The 24,534-nt window shown below is 71.9% G+C and carries 23 protein-coding genes; 15 read left to right on the top strand and 8 right to left on the bottom strand.

From position 1 onward, the window contains the following. Positions 1-76 precede the first annotated feature (76 nt). Entirely contained in the window at positions 77-637 is a 561-nt protein-coding gene (locus J2S59_RS00180) for a dienelactone hydrolase family protein (protein WP_068117421.1), read from the bottom strand. Between the two features lie 132 nt (positions 638-769). On the opposite strand from J2S59_RS00180, the gene J2S59_RS00175 reads away from it, so the two are divergent. From J2S59_RS00175 to J2S59_RS00165, 3 genes are read left to right on the top strand one after another with little or no spacing between them, the layout of a single operon-like run. Then, positions 770-1,312 (top strand): hypothetical protein, encoded by a 543-nt coding sequence (locus J2S59_RS00175; RefSeq protein WP_068117418.1) that lies wholly within the window; start codon positions 770-772, stop codon positions 1,310-1,312. A gap of 30 nt (positions 1,313-1,342) precedes the next feature. Then, positions 1,343-2,122, top strand: a complete 780-nt coding sequence (locus J2S59_RS00170) for a TSUP family transporter (protein ID WP_068117414.1) — start codon at positions 1,343-1,345, stop codon at positions 2,120-2,122. After that, a complete protein-coding gene (locus J2S59_RS00165) occupies positions 2,119-2,769 on the top strand; it encodes an IMPACT family protein (protein ID WP_306824691.1) in 651 nt (216 codons plus the stop codon). The genes J2S59_RS00170 and J2S59_RS00165 overlap by 4 nt, the downstream gene beginning before the upstream one ends. A 68-nt stretch (positions 2,770-2,837) precedes the next feature. On the opposite strand, the gene J2S59_RS00160 is transcribed toward J2S59_RS00165, so the two are convergent. Beyond that, complete coding sequence (locus J2S59_RS00160; RefSeq protein WP_181641549.1) at positions 2,838-3,368, bottom strand: hypothetical protein; 531 nt, start codon at positions 3,366-3,368, stop codon at positions 2,838-2,840. A gap of 289 nt (positions 3,369-3,657) precedes the next feature. On the opposite strand from J2S59_RS00160, the gene J2S59_RS00155 reads away from it, so the two are divergent. Then, on the top strand, positions 3,658-4,404 hold the full coding sequence (locus J2S59_RS00155) for a VOC family protein (protein ID WP_181641548.1): 747 nt from the start codon (positions 3,658-3,660) through the stop codon (positions 4,402-4,404). Here J2S59_RS00155 and J2S59_RS00150 read toward each other — a convergent pair. Continuing rightward, positions 4,398-6,200 carry a glycoside hydrolase family 2 protein gene (locus J2S59_RS00150; RefSeq protein WP_306825447.1) on the bottom strand — a complete coding sequence of 601 codons (1,803 nt, stop codon included), beginning with the start codon at positions 6,198-6,200 and terminating at the stop codon, positions 4,398-4,400. The two genes, J2S59_RS00155 and J2S59_RS00150, sit on opposite strands and share 7 nt — an antisense overlap. A gap of 93 nt (positions 6,201-6,293) precedes the next feature. On the opposite strand from J2S59_RS00150, the gene J2S59_RS00145 reads away from it, so the two are divergent. Further along, positions 6,294-7,337: a glycerophosphodiester phosphodiesterase gene (locus J2S59_RS00145; protein WP_068117893.1), complete on the top strand. Its 1,044-nt coding sequence runs from the start codon at positions 6,294-6,296 to the stop codon at positions 7,335-7,337. Here the strand turns inward: J2S59_RS00145 and J2S59_RS00140 are convergent. Continuing rightward, the gene (locus J2S59_RS00140; RefSeq protein WP_068117892.1) at positions 7,306-7,614 is read right to left on the bottom strand and encodes a hypothetical protein; all 309 of its coding nucleotides are present in this window, start codon (positions 7,612-7,614) and stop codon (positions 7,306-7,308) included. The two genes, J2S59_RS00145 and J2S59_RS00140, sit on opposite strands and share 32 nt — an antisense overlap. Next, positions 7,611-8,936 carry a PspC domain-containing protein gene (locus J2S59_RS00135; protein WP_181641595.1) on the bottom strand — a complete coding sequence of 442 codons (1,326 nt, stop codon included), beginning with the start codon at positions 8,934-8,936 and terminating at the stop codon, positions 7,611-7,613. The genes J2S59_RS00140 and J2S59_RS00135 overlap by 4 nt, the downstream gene beginning before the upstream one ends. A 125-nt stretch (positions 8,937-9,061) precedes the next feature. Between J2S59_RS00135 and J2S59_RS00130 the strand changes: the two genes are divergently transcribed. From J2S59_RS00130 to guaA, 5 genes are all read left to right on the top strand, one after another. Next, on the top strand, positions 9,062-10,354 hold the full coding sequence (locus J2S59_RS00130) for an ATP-binding protein (protein ID WP_181641594.1): 1,293 nt from the start codon (positions 9,062-9,064) through the stop codon (positions 10,352-10,354). After that, the gene (locus J2S59_RS00125; protein WP_068117884.1) at positions 10,351-11,040 is read left to right on the top strand and encodes a response regulator; all 690 of its coding nucleotides are present in this window, start codon (positions 10,351-10,353) and stop codon (positions 11,038-11,040) included. The genes J2S59_RS00130 and J2S59_RS00125 overlap by 4 nt, the downstream gene beginning before the upstream one ends. Before the next feature lie 110 nt (positions 11,041-11,150). Next, positions 11,151-12,776 (top strand): succinic semialdehyde dehydrogenase, encoded by a 1,626-nt coding sequence (locus J2S59_RS00120; protein ID WP_068117881.1) that lies wholly within the window; start codon positions 11,151-11,153, stop codon positions 12,774-12,776. Then, positions 12,773-14,497 (top strand): GMC family oxidoreductase N-terminal domain-containing protein, encoded by a 1,725-nt coding sequence (locus J2S59_RS00115; RefSeq protein ID WP_306824690.1) that lies wholly within the window; start codon positions 12,773-12,775, stop codon positions 14,495-14,497. The genes J2S59_RS00120 and J2S59_RS00115 overlap by 4 nt, the downstream gene beginning before the upstream one ends. A 236-nt stretch (positions 14,498-14,733) precedes the next feature. Continuing rightward, positions 14,734-16,311 carry a glutamine-hydrolyzing GMP synthase gene (gene guaA / locus J2S59_RS00110; RefSeq protein ID WP_068124346.1) on the top strand — a complete coding sequence of 526 codons (1,578 nt, stop codon included), beginning with the start codon at positions 14,734-14,736 and terminating at the stop codon, positions 16,309-16,311. Between the two features lie 21 nt (positions 16,312-16,332). Here the strand turns inward: guaA and J2S59_RS00105 are convergent, their stop codons facing one another. Beyond that, complete coding sequence (locus J2S59_RS00105; RefSeq protein WP_306824689.1) at positions 16,333-17,043, bottom strand: hypothetical protein; 711 nt, start codon at positions 17,041-17,043, stop codon at positions 16,333-16,335. Positions 17,044-17,224: 181 nt separating this feature from the next. Here J2S59_RS00105 and J2S59_RS00100 point away from each other — a divergent pair, with 181 nt between their 5' ends. Continuing rightward, positions 17,225-18,298 carry an NAD-dependent epimerase/dehydratase family protein gene (locus tag J2S59_RS00100; RefSeq protein ID WP_068124501.1) on the top strand — a complete coding sequence of 358 codons (1,074 nt, stop codon included), beginning with the start codon at positions 17,225-17,227 and terminating at the stop codon, positions 18,296-18,298. 22 nt (positions 18,299-18,320) lie between these two features. Here the strand turns inward: J2S59_RS00100 and J2S59_RS00095 are convergent, their stop codons facing one another. Both J2S59_RS00095 and J2S59_RS00090 read right to left on the bottom strand, forming a co-directional pair. Continuing rightward, positions 18,321-19,772: an HNH endonuclease signature motif containing protein gene (locus J2S59_RS00095; RefSeq protein ID WP_306824688.1), complete on the bottom strand. Its 1,452-nt coding sequence runs from the start codon at positions 19,770-19,772 to the stop codon at positions 18,321-18,323. Between the two features lie 68 nt (positions 19,773-19,840). Continuing rightward, positions 19,841-20,467, bottom strand: a complete 627-nt coding sequence (locus tag J2S59_RS00090) for an MSMEG_6728 family protein (protein ID WP_181642472.1) — start codon at positions 20,465-20,467, stop codon at positions 19,841-19,843. 133 nt (positions 20,468-20,600) lie between these two features. Here J2S59_RS00090 and J2S59_RS00085 point away from each other — a divergent pair, with 133 nt between their 5' ends. The 4 genes from J2S59_RS00085 (at position 20,601) to J2S59_RS00070 (ending at position 24,532) form a co-directional block, all read left to right on the top strand. Further along, positions 20,601-21,125: a cytochrome P450 family protein gene (locus J2S59_RS00085; RefSeq protein ID WP_220138576.1), complete on the top strand. Its 525-nt coding sequence runs from the start codon at positions 20,601-20,603 to the stop codon at positions 21,123-21,125. Then, positions 21,122-21,826 (top strand): cytochrome P450 family protein, encoded by a 705-nt coding sequence (locus tag J2S59_RS00080; protein WP_220138575.1) that lies wholly within the window; start codon positions 21,122-21,124, stop codon positions 21,824-21,826. The genes J2S59_RS00085 and J2S59_RS00080 overlap by 4 nt, the downstream gene beginning before the upstream one ends. Before the next feature lie 76 nt (positions 21,827-21,902). Further along, positions 21,903-22,871: a TIGR03885 family FMN-dependent LLM class oxidoreductase gene (locus tag J2S59_RS00075; RefSeq protein ID WP_306824687.1), complete on the top strand. Its 969-nt coding sequence runs from the start codon at positions 21,903-21,905 to the stop codon at positions 22,869-22,871. After that, complete coding sequence (locus J2S59_RS00070) at positions 22,868-24,532, top strand: alpha-amylase family protein (RefSeq protein ID WP_068119677.1); 1,665 nt, start codon at positions 22,868-22,870, stop codon at positions 24,530-24,532. Before J2S59_RS00075 ends, J2S59_RS00070 begins: the two co-directional genes overlap by 4 nt. The last annotated feature ends 2 nt before the right edge of the window (positions 24,533-24,534 follow it).

Genomic DNA, 24,534 nt, shown 5'->3' with positions numbered 1-24,534 from the left:
CCACATCTGTGGCGACTTTGTCGCTTACGACGGGAGTTGACGCGCGAAACCGCACAACTCATGTCCGAAGTCCGGTCTATCCGAGCCGGTCGAGGAACGCGATCGTCCGCTCGACGACCTCTGCGGTGATCGTCTCGTCGTACGACGGCAGGCTGGCGTCGACGCTCAGGTGTGCCGAGCCCGGGTAGAGGTTGAGCTCGCCGGCGGCCTCAGCGGCGAGCTCGTCGGGCATGGGGCGCTCGGCCCACGGGTCGTCGGCGCAGACGTGGATCTGCAGCGCGACCCCGGCGGGCCAGGGACCCCCGAACCACTCCGTCTTCAAGCCGCCGTCGACGAGGACCGCCGCCCGGACCCCCTCGTGCTGCTGCGCGAGGGTCTGGGCCGGGACGACGCCGTAGGAGATGCCGCCGGCCGCGAACCCGGGCGCCAGCACCGCGGCTGCCGCCTTGGCCATGTCCACCGCCTTGTCCTGGTGGGCGTCGCCGTACTCCATCCCCTCCTCGATGCTGGCGAACGTGCGCCCGCCGAACAGGTCGGGCGTCGTCACGCTGTGGCCGCCGGCGCGGATCCGGTCGGCGAACGCGCGCACACCCGTGGTGAGGCCCTGGACGTGGTGGAAGAGCAGGAGGTGCGCCATCCACCCAGCCTCGCACCGCGTTGTCCGATGGGGGAAGGGCGACATGAGAGCGCCCTCATGTGGTGCTCACCGCGCGTTCACACAGGCGGTGGACGCTGTGGTCCGTCCAGCCCCTTCGCCCCAGGAGTCCTCATGCGTCGCCTCACCTCGGCCGTCCTCGCGCCTCTCAGCCTCGTCCTCGCCGGCGGCCTGCTCGTCGCCGCGCCGACCACCGCCCACGCCGACGACCGTCGCTGCGTCGGCACCATCAAGGCAGTCGCCGTCGGCGACAACATCGTCGTGCCGAAGGGCAAGACCTGCCGGCTGCTCGGCACCCGCGTCGACGGCGACGTGAAGGTCCGCGCGGGGGCACGCCTGGTGGCGCGCGGCGTACGTGTCGACGGCAACATCCAGTCGCAGCGGCACCGTCGCGTCGTCGTGACCGCGCGCAAGGTCAACGGCAAGATCGTGCGTTCGCGCGTCGAGGGCAACATCCAGCTCTCGCGTGGCAAGGGCGGCAAGATCGCGCGGACCGTGGTCGACGGCGACATCCAGCTCTTCGGCAACCGGGGTCGCTTCGTCGTACGCCGCAACGTGGTCGACGGCAACCTGCAGTGCAAGAACAACGCGCCGAAGCCGGTGGGTGCCGGCAACCGCGTGAACGGTGACAAGGAGAACCAGTGCCGCGGGATGTGACCTGAGGTCTGAGGCGTACGCTCGCCACCCGTGGACGACGTCTCGACACTGACCTTCGCGCTGCTCGCGCTCGCGGGTCTGTCGGCCGGCTTCGTCGACGCGGTGGTGGGTGGCGGCGGTCTCATCCAGCTGCCCGCCCTGGTCGTAGGGCTGCCGGGCGCCTCGCCGGTGCAGATCCTCGCGACCAACAAGCTCGGCTCGGTCTGCGGCACGACAGTCAGCGCGGCGACGTACTACCGCCGCGTCCGTCCCGACCCCCGCACCTTCATTCCGCTGATGGTGTGTGCCTTCCTCGGCTCGGTCGGCGGCGCCTTCGTGGCGTCGCTGATACCGCGCTCGGCGTTCGACCCGATCATCCTCGTGGTCCTCGTCGTGGTCGGGACCTATGTCGTCCTCAAGCCGGAGCTGGGCGCGGTCACGGCGCTGAGGTTCGCGGGCCGGCGGCACACCCAGGCCGCGATGATCGCCGGAGCGGTCGTGGGGTTCTACGACGGTGCGCTCGGGCCGGGCACCGGCTCGTTCTTCGTCTTCTCGCTCGTCGGCCTGCTCGGCTACAACTTCCTCGAGGCCAGCGCGAAGGCCCGGTTGGCCAACTGGGCCACCAACATCGCGGCACTGTGTGTGTTCGTGCCGCAGGGTGCGGTGCTGTGGGAGGTCGGCCTGGTCATGGGGGCGGCCAACCTCGTCGGGGGGTACGCCGGCGCGCGGCTGGCCGTCGCGCGGGGGGCGAAGTTCGTCCGGGTCTTCTTCATGCTCGTCGTCGCCGCGTTCATTGTCACGATCGGCAGCGACGTGCTTGGACTGCGGTGAGCCGGGTGGTCCACACCGTCTCCCTCACCGTCGCCCGTGCCGCCACGGCCGAGCTCGAGATCAAGCGCTCGCGCTTCCGCGCCGACGTCGTCCGGGCGGCGACCGAGGACGAGGCGCGCGCCCTCGTGGAGCGGCTGCGCCGCGAGCACTGGGACGCCCGTCACCACTGCTCGGCGTTCGTGCTCGGTCCCGACCAGCCCGGCGGCGAGATCCAGCGCTCCAGCGACGACGGGGAGCCGGCCGGCACCGCGGGCGCCCCGATGCTCGAGGTGCTGCGCGGCCGTGAGCTCGTCGACGTCGCCGTCGTGGTCACCCGCTGGTTCGGCGGGGTGCTGCTTGGCGCCGGCGGCCTGGTGCGGGCGTACGGCGATGCGGTGCGCGCCGTGTGCGACGAGGCCGGGGTGCAGCGCCGTGAGCTGCGGCGTACGGGATCCCTCACCGTCGGCCACGCCGACGCCGGCCGCGCGGAGAACGACCTGCGGGCGCGGGGTGTGGTCGTCACGGGGACGACCTACGGCGCGACCGGCGTCGAGCTCGCCCTAGCAGCACCGGCCGAGGGCACCGCCGAGGTCGATGCCGCCGTCGCCGCGGCGACGGCCGGCGCCGCCGAGGTCACCTGGGGCGACACCGGCTGGGTCGACGTCTAGCTGAAGAATGGTCACGAACGGTCGGTTTATCGCGCGCGGTGCGCCCGCCATCGACCACTCTTCGAAGGCTATGACCGCGCGTCGGTCCACGCCGACTTCAGCAGTCCGACGAACCCGGGGGCTTCCAGGACGCCAGCGACGGTCCCCGGCTGGGTCGCCTCGCCCGGCGCAGTCCTGAACGGGTCGTCGGTGAGGCGGATGTCCCCACAGCTGAAGTCATCGGCCACCACGCCGGTCAGGTCCGTCCCGATCGCGTAGACGAGCATCCATCGCTCTCCCAGGTCGGCGGTGCAGACGCGTTCGGGCTGCGCCGTCGCGGGAGGGGCGAGCCGCGCCAGTTGTCCGGTCAGCGCCGACATCCGGTCCGGTCCGACCGCCCGTGCTCGCCCGCGCTGCTGCCACCCGAAGGTCCTGCCCTGCCCGTCCGGGTGCGGGCCCACGTCGACGGCGGCGTACCTGCAGACCCACGCACGTTCGGGGGTTGCTAGGAGGGGCGCGATCTGGGCGTGCCCCTCGGGCCCGAAGCCGTGGCCGGGGTCGTCCTGTCGCGGAAGTCGTCGCGGACAGACCCGAGGCGAGCGGTGGGTCAGCTCGTCCACCTCGGGAGCTGTGCTCTGGTGCGGGACCGTGGGTGCCGGGTCGACCGTCGGTGTCGCAGTCGGACGCCGATCGTGTGCACCGGCATCGGCCCGCACCGGTCGAGTCGGCCCCACAACCAACCAAGGCGGGCGCCACCATCATGATGAGCAGCACGAAGCCGCGGCATCCAGAGTGTCGTGCGGACAACATGCGGTTCCCTTCTCGGCGGACGGCGCGGGATCGTTCCGTGGTGGGACGCTCGCCGTGCCTCATCGGCCGTCACCACGCCGGCGGCGTAGCCTGCCGATCATGAGCGCTACCGCACCCCGCTGGATCACCGTGTTCGTCGATGTCCCGGACGCCCACTTCGAGCCCACGGTGCGGTTCTGGGCCCACGCGCTGGTCGGGAAGGTGTCGCCGGCGCGCGGGGTGCACGGTGAGTTCGTCACCGTCGTCCCGAAGTCCGGGGACCCGGTGCTCAAGCTGCAGAAGCTGCACGCCGGCCCAGCGCGGGTCCACGTCGATCTCCACGTCGACGACATCGACGCCGCTACGCAGGCTGCTCTCGCGGCGGGCGCGACGCTGGTGGCCGACCCCGACGAGCACGGCTACGCGGTGCTGCGGTCCCCGGCGGGGCTGGCGTTCTGCTTCGTCGACCACCCGGCCGGTGCGGCGCCCGAGCAGGGCCTCCACAAGGACGGCACCCGGTGCGGCGTCGAGCAGGTGATGATCGACGTGCCCGAAGCACAGTTCGCCGCCGAGACCGCGTTCTGGGCAGGCGTCACGGGATGGGCTGTGCACAGTGGTGGGCCGAACTTTCCCGAGTTCAGCTGGTTCGAGCAGCCGCGCACCATGCCCGTGCGGCTGATGGCCCAGCGCGTCGGCGACACCACGGCGCGCTTCCACCTCGACGTCCGGGTCTCGGACCTCGAGGCCGGGGTGGCGATGCTCGAACGTGCGGGTGCGCGCGCCACGGGTGCCGGTGGCGAGTTCTGGCGGGTCATGCAGGACCCGGCCGGCACCGTCCTGTGCGCCTCACACCACACCGATCACTGACGCGCGAACGGGTAGCGCTCCACCTTGCGCACCTCACGGTCCCAGGTGAGCAGGCCGTTGAGCTCACCGGCCACGTCGGTGAGCTGGGTGTAGACGCTGGCCGCCACTCCCGCCCGGCGCGCGGGCCCCAGCTCGTCGCGCTCGAGCCGGGCGAGCTCCGCCGCGAGCTCGTCCGCGTCCTCGACCGCCTGGTAGCCGAACACCTCGCCGTCCACGCGGTGACCGTCGACCGGCAGGTGGAGTCCGCCGTACTCGCCGATCGCCAGTGCCCGCCCGCGCTCGCGCTCGGCGCGCGCCATCCGGGCGTTGACCCGCACCGGCTTGCCGTAGACGTGCAGCGAGCGGACCTCGCCGTGCTCCGCGGGGCCGTCACCGCCCTGGTCGTGCCATCCACTGACGGGCACGATCGGGCGGGTCGGGTCGAGCGCGCGCAGCCGTCCGGTCAGGCGTCGGGTGTCGTACTGTCCCCAGCCCTCGTTGAACAGCACCCACACCACGACCGACGGGCTGGAGCCGAGCAGCGCCACGGTGCGCGCGAGGTCGCGCTCGAAGACCTCGCGTCCGTCGGCGTCGGCGCGACCGAAGACCGCCCGCATGCGGGGTCCGCGGTCGCGCAGCCGCACCGGCCGGATCCCGGGAAGCTGCGTCACGGAGGAGCGATAGCGGCCGCCGCCGTTGACGAGGTCCTGCCACACGAGGAGACCCAGCCGGTCGCAGTGGTGGTAGAAGCGCAGCGGCTCGATCTTCACGTGCTTGCGCAGCATGGTGAAGCCCAGGTCGCGCACGGTCTCGAGGTCGTGCACCAGCGCGTCGTCCGACGGCGGCGTCAGCAACCCGTCGGGCCAGTAGCCCTGGTCGAGCACGCCGATCATGGGCTGGGCGCGGCCGTTGAGCCAGAACGTGGGTACGCCGCCTGGTTCGCCCGCGGGCGGACGGACCTCGATCGAGCGCATCCCGAGATAGCTGCGGACCTCGTCGACGGTCCGGCCCTTGTCGTCCTCGAGGTGGACGAGCACGTCGTAGCAGAACGGGTCGTGCGGCGACCACAGCCGCGCGTGGGGGAGCGGGACGTCCACGGGTGAGCCGGTCTCGACGCGGACCGTCGACTCCCCGACCCGCACGACCGCCGTCGCGGACGCATTGCTCCGGACGGTGACGCGGACCCGTGTGCGGTCCGGATCGCCGGAGTCCACGACCGGCTCGAAGTCGACACCGGTGACGTGCACCGCGGGGACCGCCTCGAACCAGACGGTCTGCCAGATGCCGGACTGCGCCGGATACCAGATCTCGCCGGGCTCCAGGCGCTGCTTGCCGCGCGCCCCCGGCCCGGTGTCGGTCGGGTCCGTCACGCTCACGGTGAGCTCGCCGAAGCCGCGGACGAACGCCTCGCTCACGTCGATCGTGAACGGCCAGAACCCGCCATCGTGGCGTCCCACCTCGACCCCGTCCACCCGCACGACGCAGGACTGGTCGACCGCCCCGAAGTGCAGCAGTAGTCGGCTGTCGCCTCGGTGCACGTGCTGCGGGACGACCACCCGGCGGCGGTAGTGCAGTGTCTCGTCGGGCTGGAGCGGCCGGCCCTCCCGGCCTGAGCGTGACAGCGCGGTCTCGGGCGAGAACGGCACCACGATCGCGCCGTCGTACTCCTCCGGCGAGGCGGGCGCCGGCTCGTCGCTGCGGCGTACGGCGAAGTCCCACCAGCCGTTGAGCGTGCTCCACGCGTCGCGCACCAGCTGGGGGCGCGGGTGCTCGGGCCACGGGTTGTCGGGGTCGAGGTCCCGGCCCCAGCGCGTCATCACCTGCAGGAGCCTACGGACCTTCGTGCGGAGTTCACCTGCGCGTGGCCCGGGCGCCATGCGCCGGTCAGCCGCGCCGGGCCTGCTGGAGCCATGTCGTTCCGGACGCTGCACGCGACACCGCACCGGCCCCCGGTGGTCATCGCGCACCGCGGCGCGAGCGGGTACCGCCCCGAGCACACGCTCGCGGCGTACCGCATGGCGATCCGCCAGGGCGCCGACTACATCGAGCCCGACCTCGTCTCCACGCGCGACGGCGTCCTGGTGGCGCGGCACGAGAACGAGATCTCCCAGACCACCGACGTCGCCCTGCGTCCGCAGTTCGCCGGCCGGCGTGCGACGAAGGTGATCGACGGCCGCCAGGTGACCGGCTGGTTCACCGAGGACTTCACGCTGGCGGAGCTGCGCACCCTGCGGGCCGTCGAGCGGTTGCCGCGCCTGCGCCCGGAGAACACCCACTACGACCGGGCGTTCCGGATCCCGACCTTCGCCGAGATCCTCGATCTCGCGCAGCGGGAGAGCCGCCGGCGCGGCACGGTCATCGGGGTCTACCCCGAGACCAAGCACCCGTCCTACTTCGCCTCGATCGGGCTCGGTCTCGAGCGCCCGCTGCTCGCCGAGCTGCGCAGCCGCCACCTGGACCGGCCGAACTCGCCCGTGCTGGTGCAGTCCTTCGAGACCGCCAACCTGCGGATGCTCTCCCGGGTGAGCCGGGTCCCGCTCGTCCAGCTCGTCGACGCCACGGGGGCGCCGCACGACCTGGTCGCCGCGGGGGACGACCGGACGTACGCCGATCTGGTCACCCCCGCGGGGCTCCGCGCCGTCGCGACGTACGCCGCGGCGATCGGCGCGGCCAAGCACCTGGTGCTGCCCCGCGACGCCACGGGCGCGATCGGCGCACCCAGCTCGCTGGTCGCCGACGCTCACGCAGTGGGGCTCGGGGTCCACGTGTGGACACTGCGGGCGGAGGCGGAGTTCCGCCCGAGCAACCTGGACGCCCACGACGAGGTCGCGGCGTTCCTCGACGCCGGAGTGGACGGCATCTTCACCGACCACCCCGACATCGCGGTTCATGTCCGGGCGGAAGTCCGGGCCGAGCGGACCATCAGCGCCGCAGTGCCGTCGCCCACCAGGTGACCAGGGTGAGCGTGCCGACCGCGATCAGCGTGCCGGCCGCCAGCAGGGCGGCGTCGTCGACGTCGACGATGAGCATCTGGCCCACGGCCCAGAAGGCGGCCACGCCGAGGAAGAACAGCGCGCTGAGCAGGTAGCCGACGTGCGCGCGGCGGGGCGCCTGCTCGTGCTCGGCGCGCTCGTGCTCCGTCTGCTCGTGCTCGCGCAGGTCGTCCTCGACCGTGGTGAAGGCGCGGGTCTCGTCGTCGAGCGGGAGGCGGGTGGTGGGCTCGTCGTTCATCGGTTCGCTCCTTCGCGGTCGAGCTCGAGGGTGTCGCGGCTGGGGTCCACGGGGTAGCCGAACGCGCCCGGACGGTCGACCCAGATCCGGCCGACGTTGCCCTGGAGGACGAGGGTGACGTGGGGGCCGGTGCTGTCGCCGTCGTTGACGGTCGTCCGCAGGCGCGGGCGCCAGCCGTCGCGCCGATCGTCGAAGGCGAGGATCTCGCCGGCCAGATCGAGCTCGGCGTCGACGGTGACGTCGAGCCCGCGCGGCACCCGCACCTGCAGGTCACCGGCACGCATCTGCAGCTCGATGCGCCGACCGTCGAGTGCGTCCAGCTCGTCGACCTGCGAGAGGTCGAGCGTCAGCTCGCCGTTGGCGACGGCGTAGCGGGCCTCCACCTGCGTGGCCGTCGTCGGCACCGCGGTGAGCCGGCCGGCGTCGTACACCTCGTTGAGCACCTGCCCGGTCACCGCACCACCGAGCGCGAGGGTGCCGACCAGGCCGAGGGCGATCAGCCCGCCGGGGCGTCCGACCCAGGTGCCGACGAGCAGCATCGCGCCGGTGATCGCCACGGCGAGGGCGGGGTAGGCGCCGGGGGCGACGCTCAGGCCGTTGAGGTCGAACAGCGCGAGGACGCCGAGTGCCAGGGCGATCAGCGCGATCGTGGGCACGATGAGGAGTGGACCGGTACGCCGCGGACGACGCGGCTCCGGTGCCGCGGCCGGCGGCGCCGGCGGGGGCGGCGTGACCGGTCCGGCGGCATACCACGCGGGAGGCGGGGTCTCGCCGCTCCGACCGGCCGGGGCGGGCTGCTCGGGAGTGGGTTGCTCGGGCGCGGCAGGGGTGTACGGCGCGGTGGGCGGCGCCGCAGTCGTCGGCGGGGCCGCCGGGGGCGTCGCAGGCGAGCTCGGTCGGTCACCGCGCACCGAGACCAGGATGAACCCGATCAGCAGGACCACGGCCAGCGGGAACGGCAGCCACCACAGCACGTCGCTGCCGAGCAGGAAGCCCAGGGCGAGCAGCACGGCGATCAGCAGCAGGATCCCGCGGGCGGTGCGGTCGAGGTCGAGGCGGGCGGTCGCGCTGTCGTCGCGGGGGATGAGCAGCCAGCCGGCGGCGTACAGGATGAGACCGGCGCCGCCGAAGACCACGAGCACCGCCGCCGCGACGCGCACGATGGTGGGGTCGACGTTCCAGTAACGCGCCAGGCCCCCGCAGACGCCGCCGATCTTGCGGTCGGTGGTGCTGCGGCGCAGCTGGTCCAGGCCCGCGAACAGGTCGCGCTGCGGCGGGGGCGGCGGAGGCGGCGGGGAAGCGCCGTACGAGGTCTCGGTCATGGCTCCAGCGTGGTCGGTCCGGGCGTCGCGCACCATCGGGGACGACCCTGAACCCACCCCAGGGTCACGCGTCAGGGCTTCACCCGATGTGCGTGCACGGTGGGCTGTGTGACGATCGGTCCATCATGACGACAGCTGCGCCCCGCCCGCCTGCGGCAGAGGGCTATGAGCCCCGCCGCGCCTACCGCCGCACCGGTGACCGGTGGCTCGGCGGCGTCGCCGCGGGTCTGGCCGAGCACCTCGGACTGCCGACCCGGGTCGTGCGGGTGCTGTTCGTCGTGGGCGGCGTGCTGGGTGGGTTCGGCGTCCTGTTGTACGCCGGGTTGTGGCTGGCGCTCCCGGTCGCCCGTCCGGAGGACGAGCCTGCCGGCCTCGCCGCGGCGCGCCGGCAGGGGAAGCGTCCCGACGCCACGGGATCGTGGGTCGACAGCGGTTTCGTCGTGGCGCTGGTCGTGCTGGCCGTCGGCGTCGCGCTCTTCCTGCAGGTGCTCACCGGCTGGGGCCTGGGCTGGTGGCCCGCGCTGATCGCGCTCGGCGGGGTCGCGCTGCTGTGGCGCCAGGCCGACGAGGCCGAGCAGGAGCGGATGGCTGGGCGTGGTCGTCTCGGCACCGTCCGCGCACTCGTGGGCCAGGGGGGTACGGCGGCGTTCGCCCGCGTCGGCGTCGGCGTCGTGCTGCTGGTCCTGGCGTTGCTCGTCTTCGCCGTCCGCAGCGGGGACCTCTCGGTGGCGCGCGACATGGTGCTCACCGCGGTCCTCGCCGGTGCGGGTCTGGCCTTCGTGCTTGCGCCGTGGATCCTGCGCCTGGCCCGCGACCTGTCGTCGGAGCGCGCCGAGCGGATCCGCTCCCAGGAACGCGCCGACGTGGCCGCCCACCTGCACGACTCGGTGCTGCAGACCCTCGCGCTGATCCAGAAGCACGCCGGCGACGAGCGGGCGGTGGCGACGCTGGCGCGCAGCCAGGAGCGCGACCTGCGGGCCTGGCTCTTCGACGACGCCGTCCCCGACGGCGGCACGATCGCCGGGGAGCTGCGCCGGGCGGCGGCCGAGATCGAGGACGCCCACGCCGTACCCGTCGAGATCGTCGTCGTGGGGGACCGTCCGTTCGACGAGCGCAGCCGCCCGCTCGTGCTCGCCGCGCGCGAGGCGATGGCCAACGCCGCCAAGCACGCCGGTGCACCCCGGGTGGACGTGTACGCCGAGATCACCGACGCGCAGGCCGAGATCTTCGTCCGTGACCGCGGCGTCGGCTTCGACCCCGATGCGATGGCCGAGGACCGCCTCGGCGTACGCCGCAGCATCATCGACAGGATGGGGCGCCACGGTGGCCGCGCCGTCGTGCGCAGCGCCCCCGGCGAGGGGACGGAGATCCGCCTGCAGATGCCACTGACCGCCACCGACCAGCAGGAGCGTCCATGAGCACCACCCCTTCGTCCGAGCGAGCCGACCAGCCCGGTCGGCGTCGCGTCGTCCTGGTGGACGACCACGCGATGTTCCGTGCCGGGGTGCGTGCCGAGCTGGGCGACGCCGTCGAGGTCGTCGCCGAGGCCGGGGACGCCGACGAGGCGGTCGCCGCCATCGGCCGGCATCAGCCCGACGTGGTGCTGCTCGACGTGCACCTGCCCGGGGGTGGCGGGGGAGAGGTGATGCGCCGACTCGCCGGTGCCGGACCGGCCGGCAGCCCGGACACGCGCTTCCTCGCGCTCAGCGTGTCCGACGCGGCCGAGGACGTGATCGGCACGATCCGTGCCGGCGCCCGGGGCTACGTCACCAAGACCATCACCGGCCCCGAGCTCGTCGACGCGATCGGTCGGGTCGCCGAGGGGGACGCCGTGTTCTCCCCGCGGCTGGCGGGGTTCGTGCTCGACGCCTTCGCCGGCACCATCGAGGTCGCCCAGGTCGACGAGGACCTCGACCGGCTCACCGAGCGCGAGCGCGAGGTGATGCGGCTGATCGCCCGCGGCTACGCCTACAAGGAGGTCGCCTCCGAGCTGTTCATCTCGGTCAAGACGGTCGAGACCCACGTCAGCTCGGTGCTGCGCAAGCTCCAGCTGTCCTCGCGCCACGAGCTCACCCGCTGGGCCTCCGACCGCCGGCTGCTCTGACGCGATGCCGACCTTGACAAACCTCGCCGTGGTGTAAATCGCACCCGTAGAGCGAACTCGTCGGTAACCACCTCTGGTGGCGGTGTCCGTGCTCACCTACGCTCGGCACCATGAGCGCCTCGAACCCGACACCTGCTGCCGCCGGACTCGGCCCGGGCGGGCCCGCCGACCCCGAGCACGACCCCGGGGCGACGTACGCCCTCGAGCCCGAGCAGACCGCGGCGCTGACCGCGCTGGTGGTGTCCTCGACCGGCGAGGAGGTGCCGACCTACACGCCGCTCACCGGGCAGCGACTGGCGATGATGCCGCAGTCGTCGGCCGACGACGTCGAGGAGGCGTTCGTCCGCGCCCGCGCCGCGCAGCGCGAGTGGGCGCGCACGTCGCTGGAGGAGCGCTCGGCGATCATGCTGCGCCTGCACGACCTCGTGCTCGAGCGCCAGGACGAGATCCTCGACCTCGTCTGCTGGGAGTCCGGCAAGGCCCGCAAGGACGCCTTCGACGAGACCCTCCACGTCGCGCTCACCGCGCGCTACTACGCCCGCACCGCGCGCAAGCACCTCGGCACCGAGCGCAAGATCGGCGTCGTGCCCGGCCTCACCCGGGTCGAGCTGAACCGCGTCCCCAAGGGCGTCGTCGGCATCATCGCGCCGTGGAACTACCCCTTCACGATGGCGCTGTGCGACGGCCTGCCGGCACTCATGGCCGGCAACGCCGTGGTGACCAAGCCCGACGCCCAGACCATGCTGACGGCGTTGTACGGCGCCCAGCTGCTGCGCGAGGCCGGGTTCCCCGCCGACCTGTGGCAGGTCGTGGCCGGTCCCGGTCGGGTGCTGGGCTCGGAGATCATCGCCCGCGCCGACTACATCTGCTTCACGGGCTCGACCGCGACCGGCAAGCTCATCGCCCAGCAGTGCGCGGAGCGGCTCATCGGCTGCTCGCTGGAGCTCGGAGGCAAGAACCCGATCATGATCCTGCGCGACGCCGACCTCGACCGCGCGGCCGAGGGCGCGGTCCGCGCCAGCTTCTCCAACGCGGGTCAGCTGTGCGTGTCGATGGAGCGGCTCTTCGTCGCCGACCAGGTCTACGACCGGTTCGTGGAGAAGTTCGTCGCCCGCACCAAGGCGCTGCGGCTGCAGCCCGGGCTCGATTGGGGCAGCGACATGGGCTCGCTGATCTCCGAGGACCAGCTCAAGACCGTCACCGCCCACGTCGAGGACGCCGTGTCCAAGGGGGCGCGGGTGCTCGCCGGCGGCAAGGCGCGTCCGGACCTTGGCCCGTACTTCTTCGAGCCGACCATTCTCGAGGGCGTCACCCCCGACATGACCTGCTTCGGCGACGAGACCTTCGGCCCCGTCATCTCGCTCTACCGCTTCTCCGACGAGGCCGACGCCGTCGCCCGCGCCAACGAGGGGCAGTACGGCCTCAACGCCGCGATCTACAGCCAGGACGGCAAGCGCGCCCGCGCGATCGCCCGCCACGTCAAGTGCGGCACGGTCAACATCAACGAGGCGTTCGCGGCGACGTTCGCCAGCCTCGACGCCCCGATGGGCGGCATGCGCGAGTCCGGCATGGGCCGCCGCCAGGGCGCGGAGGGCATCCACCGCTACACCGAGAGCCAGTCGGTGGCGACGCAGCGCCTGATGCGGTTCTCGCCGGTCCTCGGGCTCTCCGACGAGGCGTTCGCCAAGATCTTCACCGCCAACCTCAAGCTGATGAAGAAGGTGGGGCGTCCTTGAGCAACCCCCGGCGTACGGACTTCGACGTCCTGGTCATCGGGTCCGGATTCGGAGGCTCGGTCGCGGCGCTGCGGCTGACCGAGAAGGGCTACAAGGTCGGGGTGCTCGAGGCCGGTGCGCGCTTCGAGGACGACGACTTCCCGGTCACCTCGTTCGACCTGTCGAAGTACCTCTTCCGCCCCGAGGTGGGCTGCTACGGCATCCAGCGGATCGACGCGCTGCGCGACTGCCTGATCCTCTCGGGCGCCGGCGTGGGCGGCGGCTCGCTGGTCTACGCCAACACGCTCTACGAACCGCTCGCGCCGTTCTACACCGACCCGGCGTGGAGCCACATCACCGACTGGCGCGACGAGCTGGCGCCGTACTACGACCAGGCGAAGCGGATGCTCGGCGTCGTCGAGAACCCACTGCGCACGCCGTCGGACGAGGTGATGGAGAAGGTCGCCCAGGACATGGGCGTGGGCGACACGTTCCACCCCACGCCGGTGGGCGTGTTCTTCGGCGGGCCGCAGGACCACGCCGACGTGCCCATCGACGACCCGTACTTCGGCGGCGCCGGCCCCGACCGCAATCCCTGCCGGGCGTGTGGCGCGTGCATGACCGGGTGCCGCTACAACGCCAAGAACACGTTGGTGAAGAACTACCTCTACCTCGCCGAGCAGAACGGCGCGAAGGTGCTGCCCCTGACCACCGTGACCCGGGTGAGCCCGCGCGCGGGTGGGGGCTACGACGTCGACGTGCGCTACACGAAGGCCAAGCGTCCCAGCCGGCGCACCCGCCGCACCCTCGCCGCCGACCAGGTCGTCTTCGCGGCCTCCGCGCTCGGCACGCAGCGGCTGTTGCACCGGATGAAGGTCGAGGGCCACCTGCCGGAGCTCTCCGACCAGCTCGGTCACCTCTCGCGCACCAACTCCGAGTCCATCCTCGGCGCGATCGCACCCGACAAGTCCGTGGACTACAGCCAGGGCATCGCGATCACCTCCTCGTTCCACCCCGACGACGACACCCACGTGGAGCCGGTGCGCTACGGCAAGGGCAGCAACGCGATGTCGCTGCTGCAGACGGTGCTCACCGACGGTGACGGGCCGCTGCCGCGGTGGCGGGTGTGGCTCAAGGAGCTGTGGGCGGAGCGGCGCAACGTCAAGAACCTCTACGACTTCAAGCACTGGTCGGAGCGGACCGTCATCGCGCTGGTCATGCAGACGATCGACAACTCGATCACGGTCTTCCCGAAGCGGAGCAAGCTGACCGGTCGGTGGTATCTCAGCTCGCGCCAGGGTCACGGCATCCCGAACCCGACCTGGATCCCGTCGGGCAACGAGGTCGTACGCCGCATGGCGGGCGTCCTCGGCGGCACCGCGGGCGGGACGATCGGCGAGCCGTTCAACCGGCCCCTGACCGCCCACTTCATCGGCGGGTGCACCATCGGTGACTCCGCTGAGACCGGGGTGATCGACGGCTTCCAGCGGGTCTACGGCTATCCCGGGCTGCACATCGCCGACGGCTCGGCGATCTCGGCCAACCTCGGGGTCAACCCGTCGCTGACCATCACCGCCCAGGCCGAGCGCGCCATGGCCTACTGGCCCAACAAGGGCGCGGCCGACCCGCGGCCGCCGCTGGGGGCGGACTACGAGCGGATCGACCCCGTCGCACCGGCCGCCCCCGCCGTACCCGCGATGGCGCCGGGCGCCCTGCGACTGCCGATCGTCGGGGTCTCCTGACCGCTCGAGGACGCCGGCGAAAATGATCCAGGAACCGCCGTAACCCCCCTCCGCAGCACTCGTTGACCACCCCGAGAGCCAGTGGCAACGCTCCCTCCCAGGCTGGCTCTCGAAGTCCGTGCGCTGGTCCGCAGTGGCTGGACTGATCAGGGCCCGACCACCCTCCCTCCCCGGTCGGGCCCTGAGCCATTTCTCCCGGTTGGTCGAGCCCGTCGAGGCCCCCCTAGGATCGGCACGTGAGCACAGATCACGACCTGGTCCTCGTCGTCGACTTCGGCGCGCAGTACGCCCAGCTGATCGCCCGGCGAGTGCGGGAGGCACGCGTCTACTCCGAGATCGTCCCGCACACCACGCCGGTGGCGGAGATCCTCGCGCGCGAGCCGAAGGCCGTGATCCTCTCCGGCGGGCCGTCGTCGGTCTACGCCGAGGGTGCCCCGGGTCTGGACACCTCGCTGCTCACGTCGGGCACCCCGGTGTTCGGGATGTGCTACGGCTTCCAGCTGATGGCCCAGGGCCTGGGCGGCGAGGTCGCCGCGACCGGGTCGCGCGAGTACGGCCGCACCTCGGTGACGATCAACGAGCCCGGCACGCTGCTGGCCGAGCTGCCGACCGAGCACCGCGTGTGGATGTCGCACGGCGACGCGGTCGTCGCCGCGCCCGAGGGGTTCACCGTGCTGGCCTCCACCCCGGGCACGCCCGTCGCGGCCTTCGAGAACGTCGACGCCGGCCTCGCCGGCGTCCAGTGGCACCCCGAGGTGCTGCACTCCGAGCACGGCCAGCAGGTGCTCGAGCACTTCCTCACCAAGATCGCGGGCTGCCGCCAGACCTGGACGATGGTCAACATCGTCGAGGAGCAGATCGAGAAGATCCGCGACCAGATCGGCGACCGCGGCCAGGCGATCTGCGGGCTCTCCGGTGGCGTCGACTCGGCCGTCGCTGCCGCGATCGTCCAGCGCGCCATCGGCGACCGGCTGACCTGCGTGTACGTCGACCACGGGCTGATGCGGCAGGGCGAGACCGAACAGGTCGAGCGGGACTTCGTCGCCGCCACCGGGGTCGACCTCAAGGTCGTCGATGCGGAGAAGCAGTTCCTCGACGCGCTCGCCGGGGTCAGCGACCCGGAGGAGAAGCGCAAGGTCATCGGTCGCGAGTTCATCCGTGTCTTCGAAGCCGCCGAGCGCGAGATCCTCGCCGACGCCGTCCTCGGTGAGGACGGTGACAAGGTGGCCTTCCTCGTGCAGGGAACCCTCTACCCCGACGTCGTCGAGTCCGGGGGAGGGGCCGGCGCCTCCAACATCAAGTCCCACCACAACGTCGGCGGCCTGCCCGACGACCTGCAGTTCGAGCTGGTCGAGCCGCTGCGCGAGCTCTTCAAGGACGAGGTGCGGCTCATGGGCGAGCAGCTCGGTCTGCCCGCCGAGATCGTCTGGCGCCAGCCGTTCCCGGGCCCCGGCCTCGGCATCCGGATCATCGGGGAGGTCAACCGCGAGCGCCTCGACATCCTGCGCCAGGCCGACGCCATCGCGCGCGAGGAGCTCACCAAGGCCGGGCTGGACCGGGAGATCTGGCAGTTCCCGGTCGTGCTGCTGGCCGACGTCCGCTCCGTCGGCGTCCAGGGCGACGGGCGCACCTACGGACACCCCGTCGTGCTGCGGCCGGTGACGTCGGAGGACGCGATGACCGCCGACTGGGCGCGCCTGCCCTACGACGTCCTCGAGACGATCTCCACCCGCATCACCAACGAGGTCGCCGAGATCAACCGCGTCACCGTCGACATCACCTCGAAGCCACCGGGCACCATCGAGTGGGAGTGAGCTAGGGGCTGGTCTTCGCCGTCAGTTGGCGAAGCGGCCGGCGCGGAAGAACTTCGAGCCGGTGCAGTAGCCGCCCTCCAACCAAAAGCGCGCGCGGGTGGCCTTGCGGCCTGCCACCCGGAGTTCGAGCAGCCGCGCGTCCTGCCGGTGTGTGGTGCGCACGCGCACCCAGCGGTGGATGATGCCGTTGCGCGGGATCTTCGTGGCGGGGAACGTCCACGTCTGGGTCGGGTACGTGTACTGCGGCCAGGACCCGCACTGCATCTGCATCGTGACGCTGAGGTTGGTCAGCCGACCGTTCCTGACGCGAAATGTCACGGTCCTGTCGGGTGAGCGGTAACGCCCCGGCACCGCCCGGGCGGGCGGCGCGACGCGCCGGACCGGGAGGGTGGTCGTGGCGCTGGCACCGTCGCCGCGGACGGTCAGTCGCAGCGCGCTGGTTCTGCGCTTGCCCTGTAGCTTGACGGCGACCTCGACCTCCGTGCCCCAACGGGTGGAGACCTGGCCGACGGCAGCCTTGCGGACCCGGATGCCCTTGCCGCGGCCGGTCAGCACCGCTGAGTCGACGTCCACGGTGCCAGGGTTCTCGACCATCACCCGCAGGGTCGTCCACACGCCGCGCGTCAACCGCAGAGGCCGCTGCTTGGAGCGCAGCAGGGTTACCTGGCCGATGGCCAGGGCAGGGCCCTCGACCTGCTCGGCGAGTGTCGAGACGGGTGCTGGAGCGCCCACGGCCGCTCCAGCTGGTGGTGTGAACAGGCCCAGCACGAGCACAGCCGTGGCGCACCCGGTGACGATCCGCTGCATGAGTCCCCCATCTAGTGGTGACTGCACTCTAGGACCGAGCGGTGGATCGTGTGAGTGCTGCGTCCTGCGGGCACCACCCATGGATGAGTCGAGGTGGGGAGCCAGCATGCGGATCGTCGTGACGGGTGCGACCGGCCACGTGGGCTCGGCGATGGTGCGCCGGCTCGTCGCGGACGGGCACGACGTCGTCGGTCTGGCGCGGCGCGTCGACGACATCGTGCCCGGCGGAGACGGTGTCGCCAGCTCCTACCGGTCGGTGGACCTCACGCGGCCGGAGTCCGAGACCGCGCTGGTCGACGTCTTCGCGGGCGCCGACGCGGTGGTGCACCTCGCGTGGGGCTTCCAGCCCTCCCACGACCAGGCGTACCTCGAAGCGCTCGGCGTCGGCGGGACCCGTCGGGTGCTCGCCGCCGTCGCCGCGGCCGCCGTCCCCCATCTCGTGCACCAGTCCTCACTCGGGGTGTATGCGCCGAAGCGCGACGACGCGCCAGTGGGTGAGTCCTACCCGACCGACGGGGTGCCGACGTCGATCTACAGCCGCCACAAGGTCGCGGCGGAGCGGCTGCTCGACGAGCACGAGCGCCGCCAGCCGGGCACCACGCTCATCACCCGCCTGCGCCCGGGCATCATCGGCCAGCGAAACGCCGGGAGCTCACTCCTGCGCTACGGACTCCCCGGTCTGGTGCCCGCGCGGGCGCTGGGACTGGTGCCGGTGTTGCCGATGGACCGCGGTCTTCGCGTGCCGATGGTGCACGCCGACGACGTCGCTGACGCGCTGTCCCGGGTGCTCGACCGCCGGGCAGGCGGAGCGTTCAACCTGGTCGCCGACCCGCCGGTCACCGCAGCCGACATCGCCGCCGCGCTCGGCGCGCGTTTGGTCCACGTCCCTTCCGGGGTGTTGCGGGGACTCGTGTCGGCCAGCTGGCACGCCCGTCTCCAGCAGGTCGACACCGGGTGGATCGACCTGGCCTTCGCGCTTCCCCTGCTGGACGCGACGCGCGCCAGGACCGAGCTCGGGTGGACTCCGACGCACGACGCGCACGAGGTCTTGGGCGAGGTGCTTGCGGGCATGCGGGAGGCACGCTCGGGACCGACTCCGGTCCTGCGCCCGCGCAGCGTCCGGCAGGCTCTCGCGGACGCCTGGCGTGGTGGACTCGTCAGCTCTCGGCACCGGCCGTGACCAGCCAGTCGCCGCTGACCCCTCACTCCCGCCTGGGGAGGTTGCGGTCGGTGAGGAGGACGGAGCCGGCGCGGCGGCGTACGGGGTCGCCGTGGCGGGTGGTGAAGCGGTAGCTGCGCCCGGGTGTCACGTGGGGCCGTTCGTGCGGCAGGCCAGGTGAGCCGCGCCGTGGTGGGCGGTCGGGGAGTGGGTGGAGGAACTCGCGCAGGAGCTGCTCGAGGCGGGACTCTTCGCCCGGCGGGCTGGTGGGGACGGTGATGACGAGCTTGCCGTGGTGCACGAGCCGGTGGCACGGTCCGCACAGTCCGATCAGGTTGTCCAGGTCGGTCGCACCGCCGGCGGACCACCAGGTGAGGTGGTGGATCTCCTCGACCGGGAGCTGGCATGCGGGTGTGGCGCATCGGTTGGCCTGGTGGGCCTCGACGGCTTTGCGTTGCCGCAATGTGGCGACCCGGCGGGTGCGTCCGACATTCAGCACCCCGGAGTCCGGCGCGACACCGGCGGTGGTCACGACCGTGACCTGGCCCAGGCAGGCGAGGTAGCCGACGAGGGCGGGCCCGATCGGGCCGAATCCCTCGAGCCGGGCGACGGGTGCGAACGGGTCCGCCGCGGTGTTGTCGGCGTGGGCGCTGTTGTCGTCCTGGGCAGCTTGCGCGGCGGCGGCGCCGAAGACGTCGGCAGGCACGGTGACGGTCAGGTGCGGCCGCACGCCTTTGTCGGCGGGCAGGACGCCACTGTCGAGGATCCCGGTCAGCAGTGCCGACAGCCCGGCGCACCGGCGTTCGGAGGCGGTGCGCTCATCGCCTGCCTCCCTGGGTTTGGTCAGTGAGTCGAGGACGGCTTTGAGCTGGGCGCCGGTGGTGGCACCGAGGAACCCGGTGACGTTGTAGCCGTCGCCGCAACGGACGAGCTTGAGGTCTTCTTTGTCCATCCCGTCGAGCCACGCTTGGTCGAGGTCGTCGGGGTGGAGTCGGGCGCGCATCTCGCGCACCAGGCTCATCAACCCACCGGGCTCGTGGGTCACGGCGTAGTCGACCAGCGCTTCCTCAGCCGCCAGCATCTTCTCCAGTCCGATGTGCTTGAGGCCGAAGGCGAACACGTTGAGGTGTTCGGTGCGCAACCGCCCTGCTGAGGCCGCCTCGGCAACCTTCGCCATCACTCCGGTGACCCGGCTCGTGCGTCGCAACCGGGCGGTCTCGTGGGCGTCGATGCGCAGCTCGCGGCGCGCCCAGGCGGTGACCGTGGAGGCGCCCTCGTCCTCGTATGCACCGGTCTCGACCAGCTCCGCGATCCCCGCGACGCGCAGCACGTCGAGCACATCGCGTCCGGTCTGCGCTGCGCGCAGGATGTCGGTAGGCGGGGCTAGCGTCTCCAGCAGATCAGCGACCTCACGCAACACCCTCGCCGCGACCCCACGATCCACAACAGCGCGGTCGACCACGCCGGCGGTGTCGGGGATGGAGGAGGGGTCCATTTGCTCACTGTAATCGAGAGTATGTTCGAGCGCAAGGGTCACGCGAGAACCTCTGAAATCCTGATCGATCAGTCTCCGCCTGCCGACCGCGCATTGCGCCGCCGTGTCTCCCACGCCTTCGTCGCGGCGCGACTGCGCCGCCGCCGGGTCCGGTCCGCCTCCTCGACCGCCCGCTCGGCAGCGCGCTCTGCCCGGCGTCGAGCGTTGTCCTCGCGGCGACGCTCCGCCTCCAGCACGGCGGCCGAGCGCACCGGCCAGACATAGGGGAGGTCGTCGGGCACGTCGGGGAAGTGCGACCGGTAGTGACCGGGATCCTTGCGGACCAGCGACGACTGGTGGCTGCGATGCAGGTCCTCGTCCCCGAGCCAGGCCGGCATCGCCCCGGCCGCGCGGAGGTCGGCCTCCGACCTGACCTCGACGACGCCCGCAGCGCGGAGATCCTCGCTGATCGTCGCAGCACACGTGTCGCCGAAACCGAGGTCGGTCCACACCTCGCAGCACACGAACCCGTAGCGACCGAGTGCCTCCTCGTGGCCCTTCCACATCAGCACCGCGGGATGGTTCGCCCAGCCGTAGTCCGGCCGGGTGAGCGCCCGGACGACCTGGATGACCTCGACCCGCTGCTTGCCCAGTCGCTTGGCGTCGAGCACGCGCGCGGAGCGGCTGAAGTCGGCGTACGGGAGGAACGTCTGCACCCTGCGACCGTGCCCACCGCGGCTGGGTGAGAACCCTGACACGTCCCTGGGATTTGCGCATGTCGGCTGCGCGAGGCCCTGTCGGTTCCCTAGTCTCGACGAGGCCCATCAGGGCGTACCGAAGGAAGAGGGCATGAGTCGAGTGATCCCGGCGATGAAGGAGCGTCTGCGCCGACGCATCCTCGCGAAGGCACCGCCCGTCGACCTGTCGCGCCTGGACCGGGTGCCCGACACGCTCGTGTGGCCGCTGATCCGCGAAGGGATGGAGCCGTCCCGCCGACTCGAGCAGATGCGGTCCACCGGCGGGATCCACCTGCTGACCAGCTTCCTCGGCATGCGGATCTGGCTCGTCACCGGGGACGCCGAGACCCGCGAGGTGCTCGCCGCAGGCCCCGAGCGCTACTCCAACGACATCCGGCCCCTCATGGGTGAGCGCGGCTCGACGACCGACGGGGACATCGGCGGCCTGGGCTTCACCGACCCGCCCGACCACACGCGGCTGCGCCGGCTGCTCACCCCGGAGTTCACGATGCGCCGGCTCGCTCGGCTGACGCCGCGCATCGACGCGATCATCGACGAGCAGCTCGACCAGCTCGAGGCGGCCGGGCAGGGCGCCGACCTGGTCACCAACTTCTCGTTCCCATCCCCTTCCGGATGATCTGCGAGCTGCTCGGGCTCGACGAGGACGAGAGCGAGACGTTCCGCGGCCTCGGAGTCGCCCGGTTCGACGTGAGCGAGGGCGGCTCGGGCGCACTCGGCGCGATCTCCGGTTCACGGGCGTTCCTCATGGAGTCGTGCCGGCGGCAGCGCACCGAGCCCGGTCCCGGCCTGATCGGCCAGATCATCCGCGAGCACGGCGACGAGATCAACGACTTCGACCTCGCCGGACTCGCTGACGGGGTCTTCACCGGCGGGTTGGAGACGAGCGCATCGATGCTCTCGCTCGGGACGCTGGCCCTCCTCGACGACGGAGGTGAGTACGCCGCGCTCGGCACCGACCCGCTGCGGGCCGCCGCGGTGGTCGACGAGCTGCTGCGCCGGATCTCGGTGGTCCAGGTGGCGTTCCCGCGGTTCCCGAAGGAGACCCACGTGGTCGGCGGTGCGACGCTCCGCCCGGGCGACGTCGTCCTGTGCTCCCTGCTCGCGGCCAACCGCGAGGAAGCCACCGAGACGTCGCGCCACCTGGCCTTCGGGCACGGCTTCCACCGGTGCGTGGGCGCGGAGCTCGCCCGCATGGAGCTGCGTGCGGCGTACCCCGCCCTGGCAGCCCGCTTCCCCGGTCTGCGGGTGGTCGAGCCCCCACGGTTCCGGCAGAAGTCGATCGTCTTCGGGGTCGACGAGCTGCGCGTCGCCTGGTGAGACCCGTGCCGGCGGGCGTGCCTGCCGACCGGCCCGGGTAGGGGACAGGCAACCTGTCCCCGACCTCGGAGTCTTCGTGACCGTTCTCGGATTTCACGCCTCGCACGAGCAGATCGATCCCCGCACCCTGCTGGCGGACCTGCGCCGCGCCGAGGAGGTGGGCTTCGACGCAGGGATGTGCTCCGACCACTTCGCGCCCTGGAGCGAACGCCAGGGCCAGTCCGGCTTCGCGTGGTCGTGGTTGGGCGCCGCGCTCGAGGCGACCCGGCTGCCGCTGGGTGTCGTCAACGCGCCGGGTCAGCGCTACCACCCGGCGATCATCGCGCAGGCCGCGGCGACGCTGACGCAGATGTACCCGGGCCGGCTCTGGGTCGCCCTCGGCAGCGGTCAGGCGCTCAACGAGCACATCACCGGTGACCCGTGGCCGCCGAAGGCGCAACGCAACGAACGCCTGCGCCAGAGCGCGGAGACGATGCGGGCGCTCCTCGCCGGCGAGGAGGTCAGCGTCGACGACGCCGTCCGCGTCGACCGCGCCCGGCTCTGGACGCTGCCGGAGGCCCCGCCGCCGCTGCTGGCAGCTGCCGTCAGCCCCGCCACAGCTGCCTGGGCGGCCCACTGGGCCGACGGGCTGGCCACGATCAACCAGGGTCCGGACCGGATGCGCGAGGTCCTCGACTCCTATCGCCGCGCGGGTGGCCGTGGACCGGCCGTGCTGCAGCTGCACCTCAGCCTCGCCCCGACGTACGACGAGGCGCTCGCGATCGCCCACGACCAGTGGCGCACCAACGTCTTCGAGCCCGACCTGATGTGGGACCTGGAGAGCCCCGAGCGGTTCGATGCCATCGGGGAGCACGTCGCGACCGAGACCGTGGCCGAGTCGGTGCTCGTCGACGACGACCCGGCGCGCCTCGCCGAGCGGATCGCCGACCTCGCGCGCCTCGGCTTCGACCAGGTGATGCTCCACCACGTCGGCCAGGACCAGGGGCACTTCCTCACCCAGGCCGGCGAGACGTTGCTGCCCCGCCTGCGGGAGGCACTCGGATGAGGGTCACCGACACCAGCGACGTCTGGTGGAAGACAGCGGTCGTCTACTGCCTGGACGTCGGCACCTTCCTCGACTGGGACGGCGACGGCGTCGGCGACTTCGAAGGTCTCAGCCACCGGCTGGACTACGTGTCGTCGCTCGGAGTGACCTGTGTCTGGCTGATGCCGTTCTATCCCTCGCCGCGCCGCGACCACGGCTACGACATCGCCGACTTCTACGGCGTCGACCCGCGCTTCGGCCACCTCGGCGACTTCGTGGAGGTCGTCCGTGCCGCCAAGGACCGCGGCATCCGCGTGATCGTCGACCTTGTCATCAACCACACCTCGGAGAAGCACCCGTGGTTCACGTCGGCACGACGCAGCCCCGCCAGCCCGTATCGCGACTTCTACCTGTGGCGGGACGAGCCACCCGCCGACCAGGAGGAGAACATGTTCCCGGACGTGGAGGACGGGACCTGGGCCTTCGACGAGCAGGCCGGGCAGTACTACCGCCACAGCTTCTATCGCGAGCAGCCGGATCTGAACATCGCGCATCCGGACCTGCGCGAGGAGATCGCGAAGGTGCTGGCGTTCTGGTTGGAGCTGGGGGTGGACGGCTTCCGTATCGACTCCGCACCTCACGTGATCAGCGCCGGGGCGGGCGACGACGACCCCGACCGCGAGCACGAGATGTTGCGCGAGCTGCGGGCCAGCGTCGTACGCCGCAAGGGCTCGGCGCTGCTGCTGGGCGAGGTGAACCTGCCCTACGACGAGCAGCAGGAGTTCTTCGGGGTCGAGGGCGGCACGGAGCTCTCCATGCAGTTCGACTTCCCCGCCAACCAGGCGATGTTCTTGTCGTTGGCGCGCCAGGACGCCCGGCCGCTCGCGCGGATGCTGGCATCGCGACCGCCGGTCGACCGGACGAGCCAGTGGGCGGTGTTCATCCGCAACCACGACGAGCTCAACCTCGACCAGCTCAGCGACGCCGAGCGGGAGGAGGTGCTGGATGCGTTCGCGCCGGAGGAGTCCCAGCGCATCCACGGCCGCGGGATCACCCGTCGGCTGCCGGCAATGCTCGAGGGCGACCCGCGACGCGTCCGCATGGTCTACAGCCTGCTGTTCTCCCTGCCCGGCACCCCGGTGCTCTACTACGGCGAGGAGATCGGGATGTCCGAGCACGCCGACGTGGCCGGTCGCAGCGCCGTACGCACTCCCATGCAGTGGAGCACCGAGCGCAACGGCGGCTTCTCCGATGTCGCTCCGTCACGGCTGTTCGCACCCGTGGTCGAGGGCGGGGCCAGCCCGGAGCACGTCAACGTCACCGACCAGCTGCACGACGAGGGATCCCTGCTGCGGTTCGTCTCGCTGTTGGCCCAGCGCTACCGGACGATGCCGGAGATCGGCTGGGGCGAGCTGCGGATCCTCGAGCACGAGCACGACTGCGTGCTCGCGCACGCGGTGCGCAACGAGGACGCCGAGCTGGTCGCCCTGCACAACTTCGCCCATGACGGACGGGTCGTGCACCTCGAGCTCGGCGAGCGGGAGCCGGGGACCACGGTCGTGGACGTCCTGACGGGGCAGAGCCACGCGTGCGGGCCGGGAGGTCGGCTCGAGGTCGCCCTCGACGGCTACGGCTACCAGTGGCTGCGGGTGCTGGGACCCGGCGAGCGGCGTCTGCCCTGACC

Source organism: Nocardioides massiliensis (assembly GCF_030811215.1).
Taxonomy (GTDB): Bacteria; Actinomycetota; Actinomycetes; order Propionibacteriales; family Nocardioidaceae; genus Nocardioides_A; species Nocardioides_A massiliensis.
This window is presented reverse-complemented; position numbering and strand designations above follow the sequence as displayed.

Excerpts from the sequence above, each read along its gene's own strand:
- J2S59_RS00085 (WP_220138576.1), top strand. The coding sequence starts at position 20,601 with ATGAGTCGAGTGATCCCGGCGATGAAGGAGCGTCTGCGCCGACGCATC.
- J2S59_RS00095 (WP_306824688.1), bottom strand. The coding sequence starts at position 19,772 with ATGGACCCCTCCTCCATCCCCGACACCGCCGGCGTGGTCGACCGCGCT.
- J2S59_RS00175 (WP_068117418.1), top strand. The coding sequence starts at position 770 with ATGCGTCGCCTCACCTCGGCCGTCCTCGCGCCTCTCAGCCTCGTCCTC.
- J2S59_RS00120 (WP_068117881.1), top strand. The coding sequence starts at position 11,151 with ATGAGCGCCTCGAACCCGACACCTGCTGCCGCCGGACTCGGCCCGGGC.
- J2S59_RS00070 (WP_068119677.1), top strand. The coding sequence starts at position 22,868 with ATGAGGGTCACCGACACCAGCGACGTCTGGTGGAAGACAGCGGTCGTC.
- J2S59_RS00145 (WP_068117893.1), top strand. The coding sequence starts at position 6,294 with ATGTCGTTCCGGACGCTGCACGCGACACCGCACCGGCCCCCGGTGGTC.
- J2S59_RS00150 (WP_306825447.1), bottom strand. The coding sequence starts at position 6,200 with ATGACGCGCTGGGGCCGGGACCTCGACCCCGACAACCCGTGGCCCGAG.
- J2S59_RS00100 (WP_068124501.1), top strand. The coding sequence starts at position 17,225 with ATGCGGATCGTCGTGACGGGTGCGACCGGCCACGTGGGCTCGGCGATG.
- J2S59_RS00135 (WP_181641595.1), bottom strand. The coding sequence starts at position 8,936 with ATGACCGAGACCTCGTACGGCGCTTCCCCGCCGCCTCCGCCGCCCCCG.
- J2S59_RS00140 (WP_068117892.1), bottom strand. The coding sequence starts at position 7,614 with ATGAACGACGAGCCCACCACCCGCCTCCCGCTCGACGACGAGACCCGC.
- J2S59_RS00080 (WP_220138575.1), top strand. The coding sequence starts at position 21,122 with ATGATCTGCGAGCTGCTCGGGCTCGACGAGGACGAGAGCGAGACGTTC.
- J2S59_RS00130 (WP_181641594.1), top strand. The coding sequence starts at position 9,062 with ATGACGACAGCTGCGCCCCGCCCGCCTGCGGCAGAGGGCTATGAGCCC.
- J2S59_RS00180 (WP_068117421.1), bottom strand. The coding sequence starts at position 637 with ATGGCGCACCTCCTGCTCTTCCACCACGTCCAGGGCCTCACCACGGGT.
- J2S59_RS00155 (WP_181641548.1), top strand. The coding sequence starts at position 3,658 with ATGAGCGCTACCGCACCCCGCTGGATCACCGTGTTCGTCGATGTCCCG.
- J2S59_RS00125 (WP_068117884.1), top strand. The coding sequence starts at position 10,351 with ATGAGCACCACCCCTTCGTCCGAGCGAGCCGACCAGCCCGGTCGGCGT.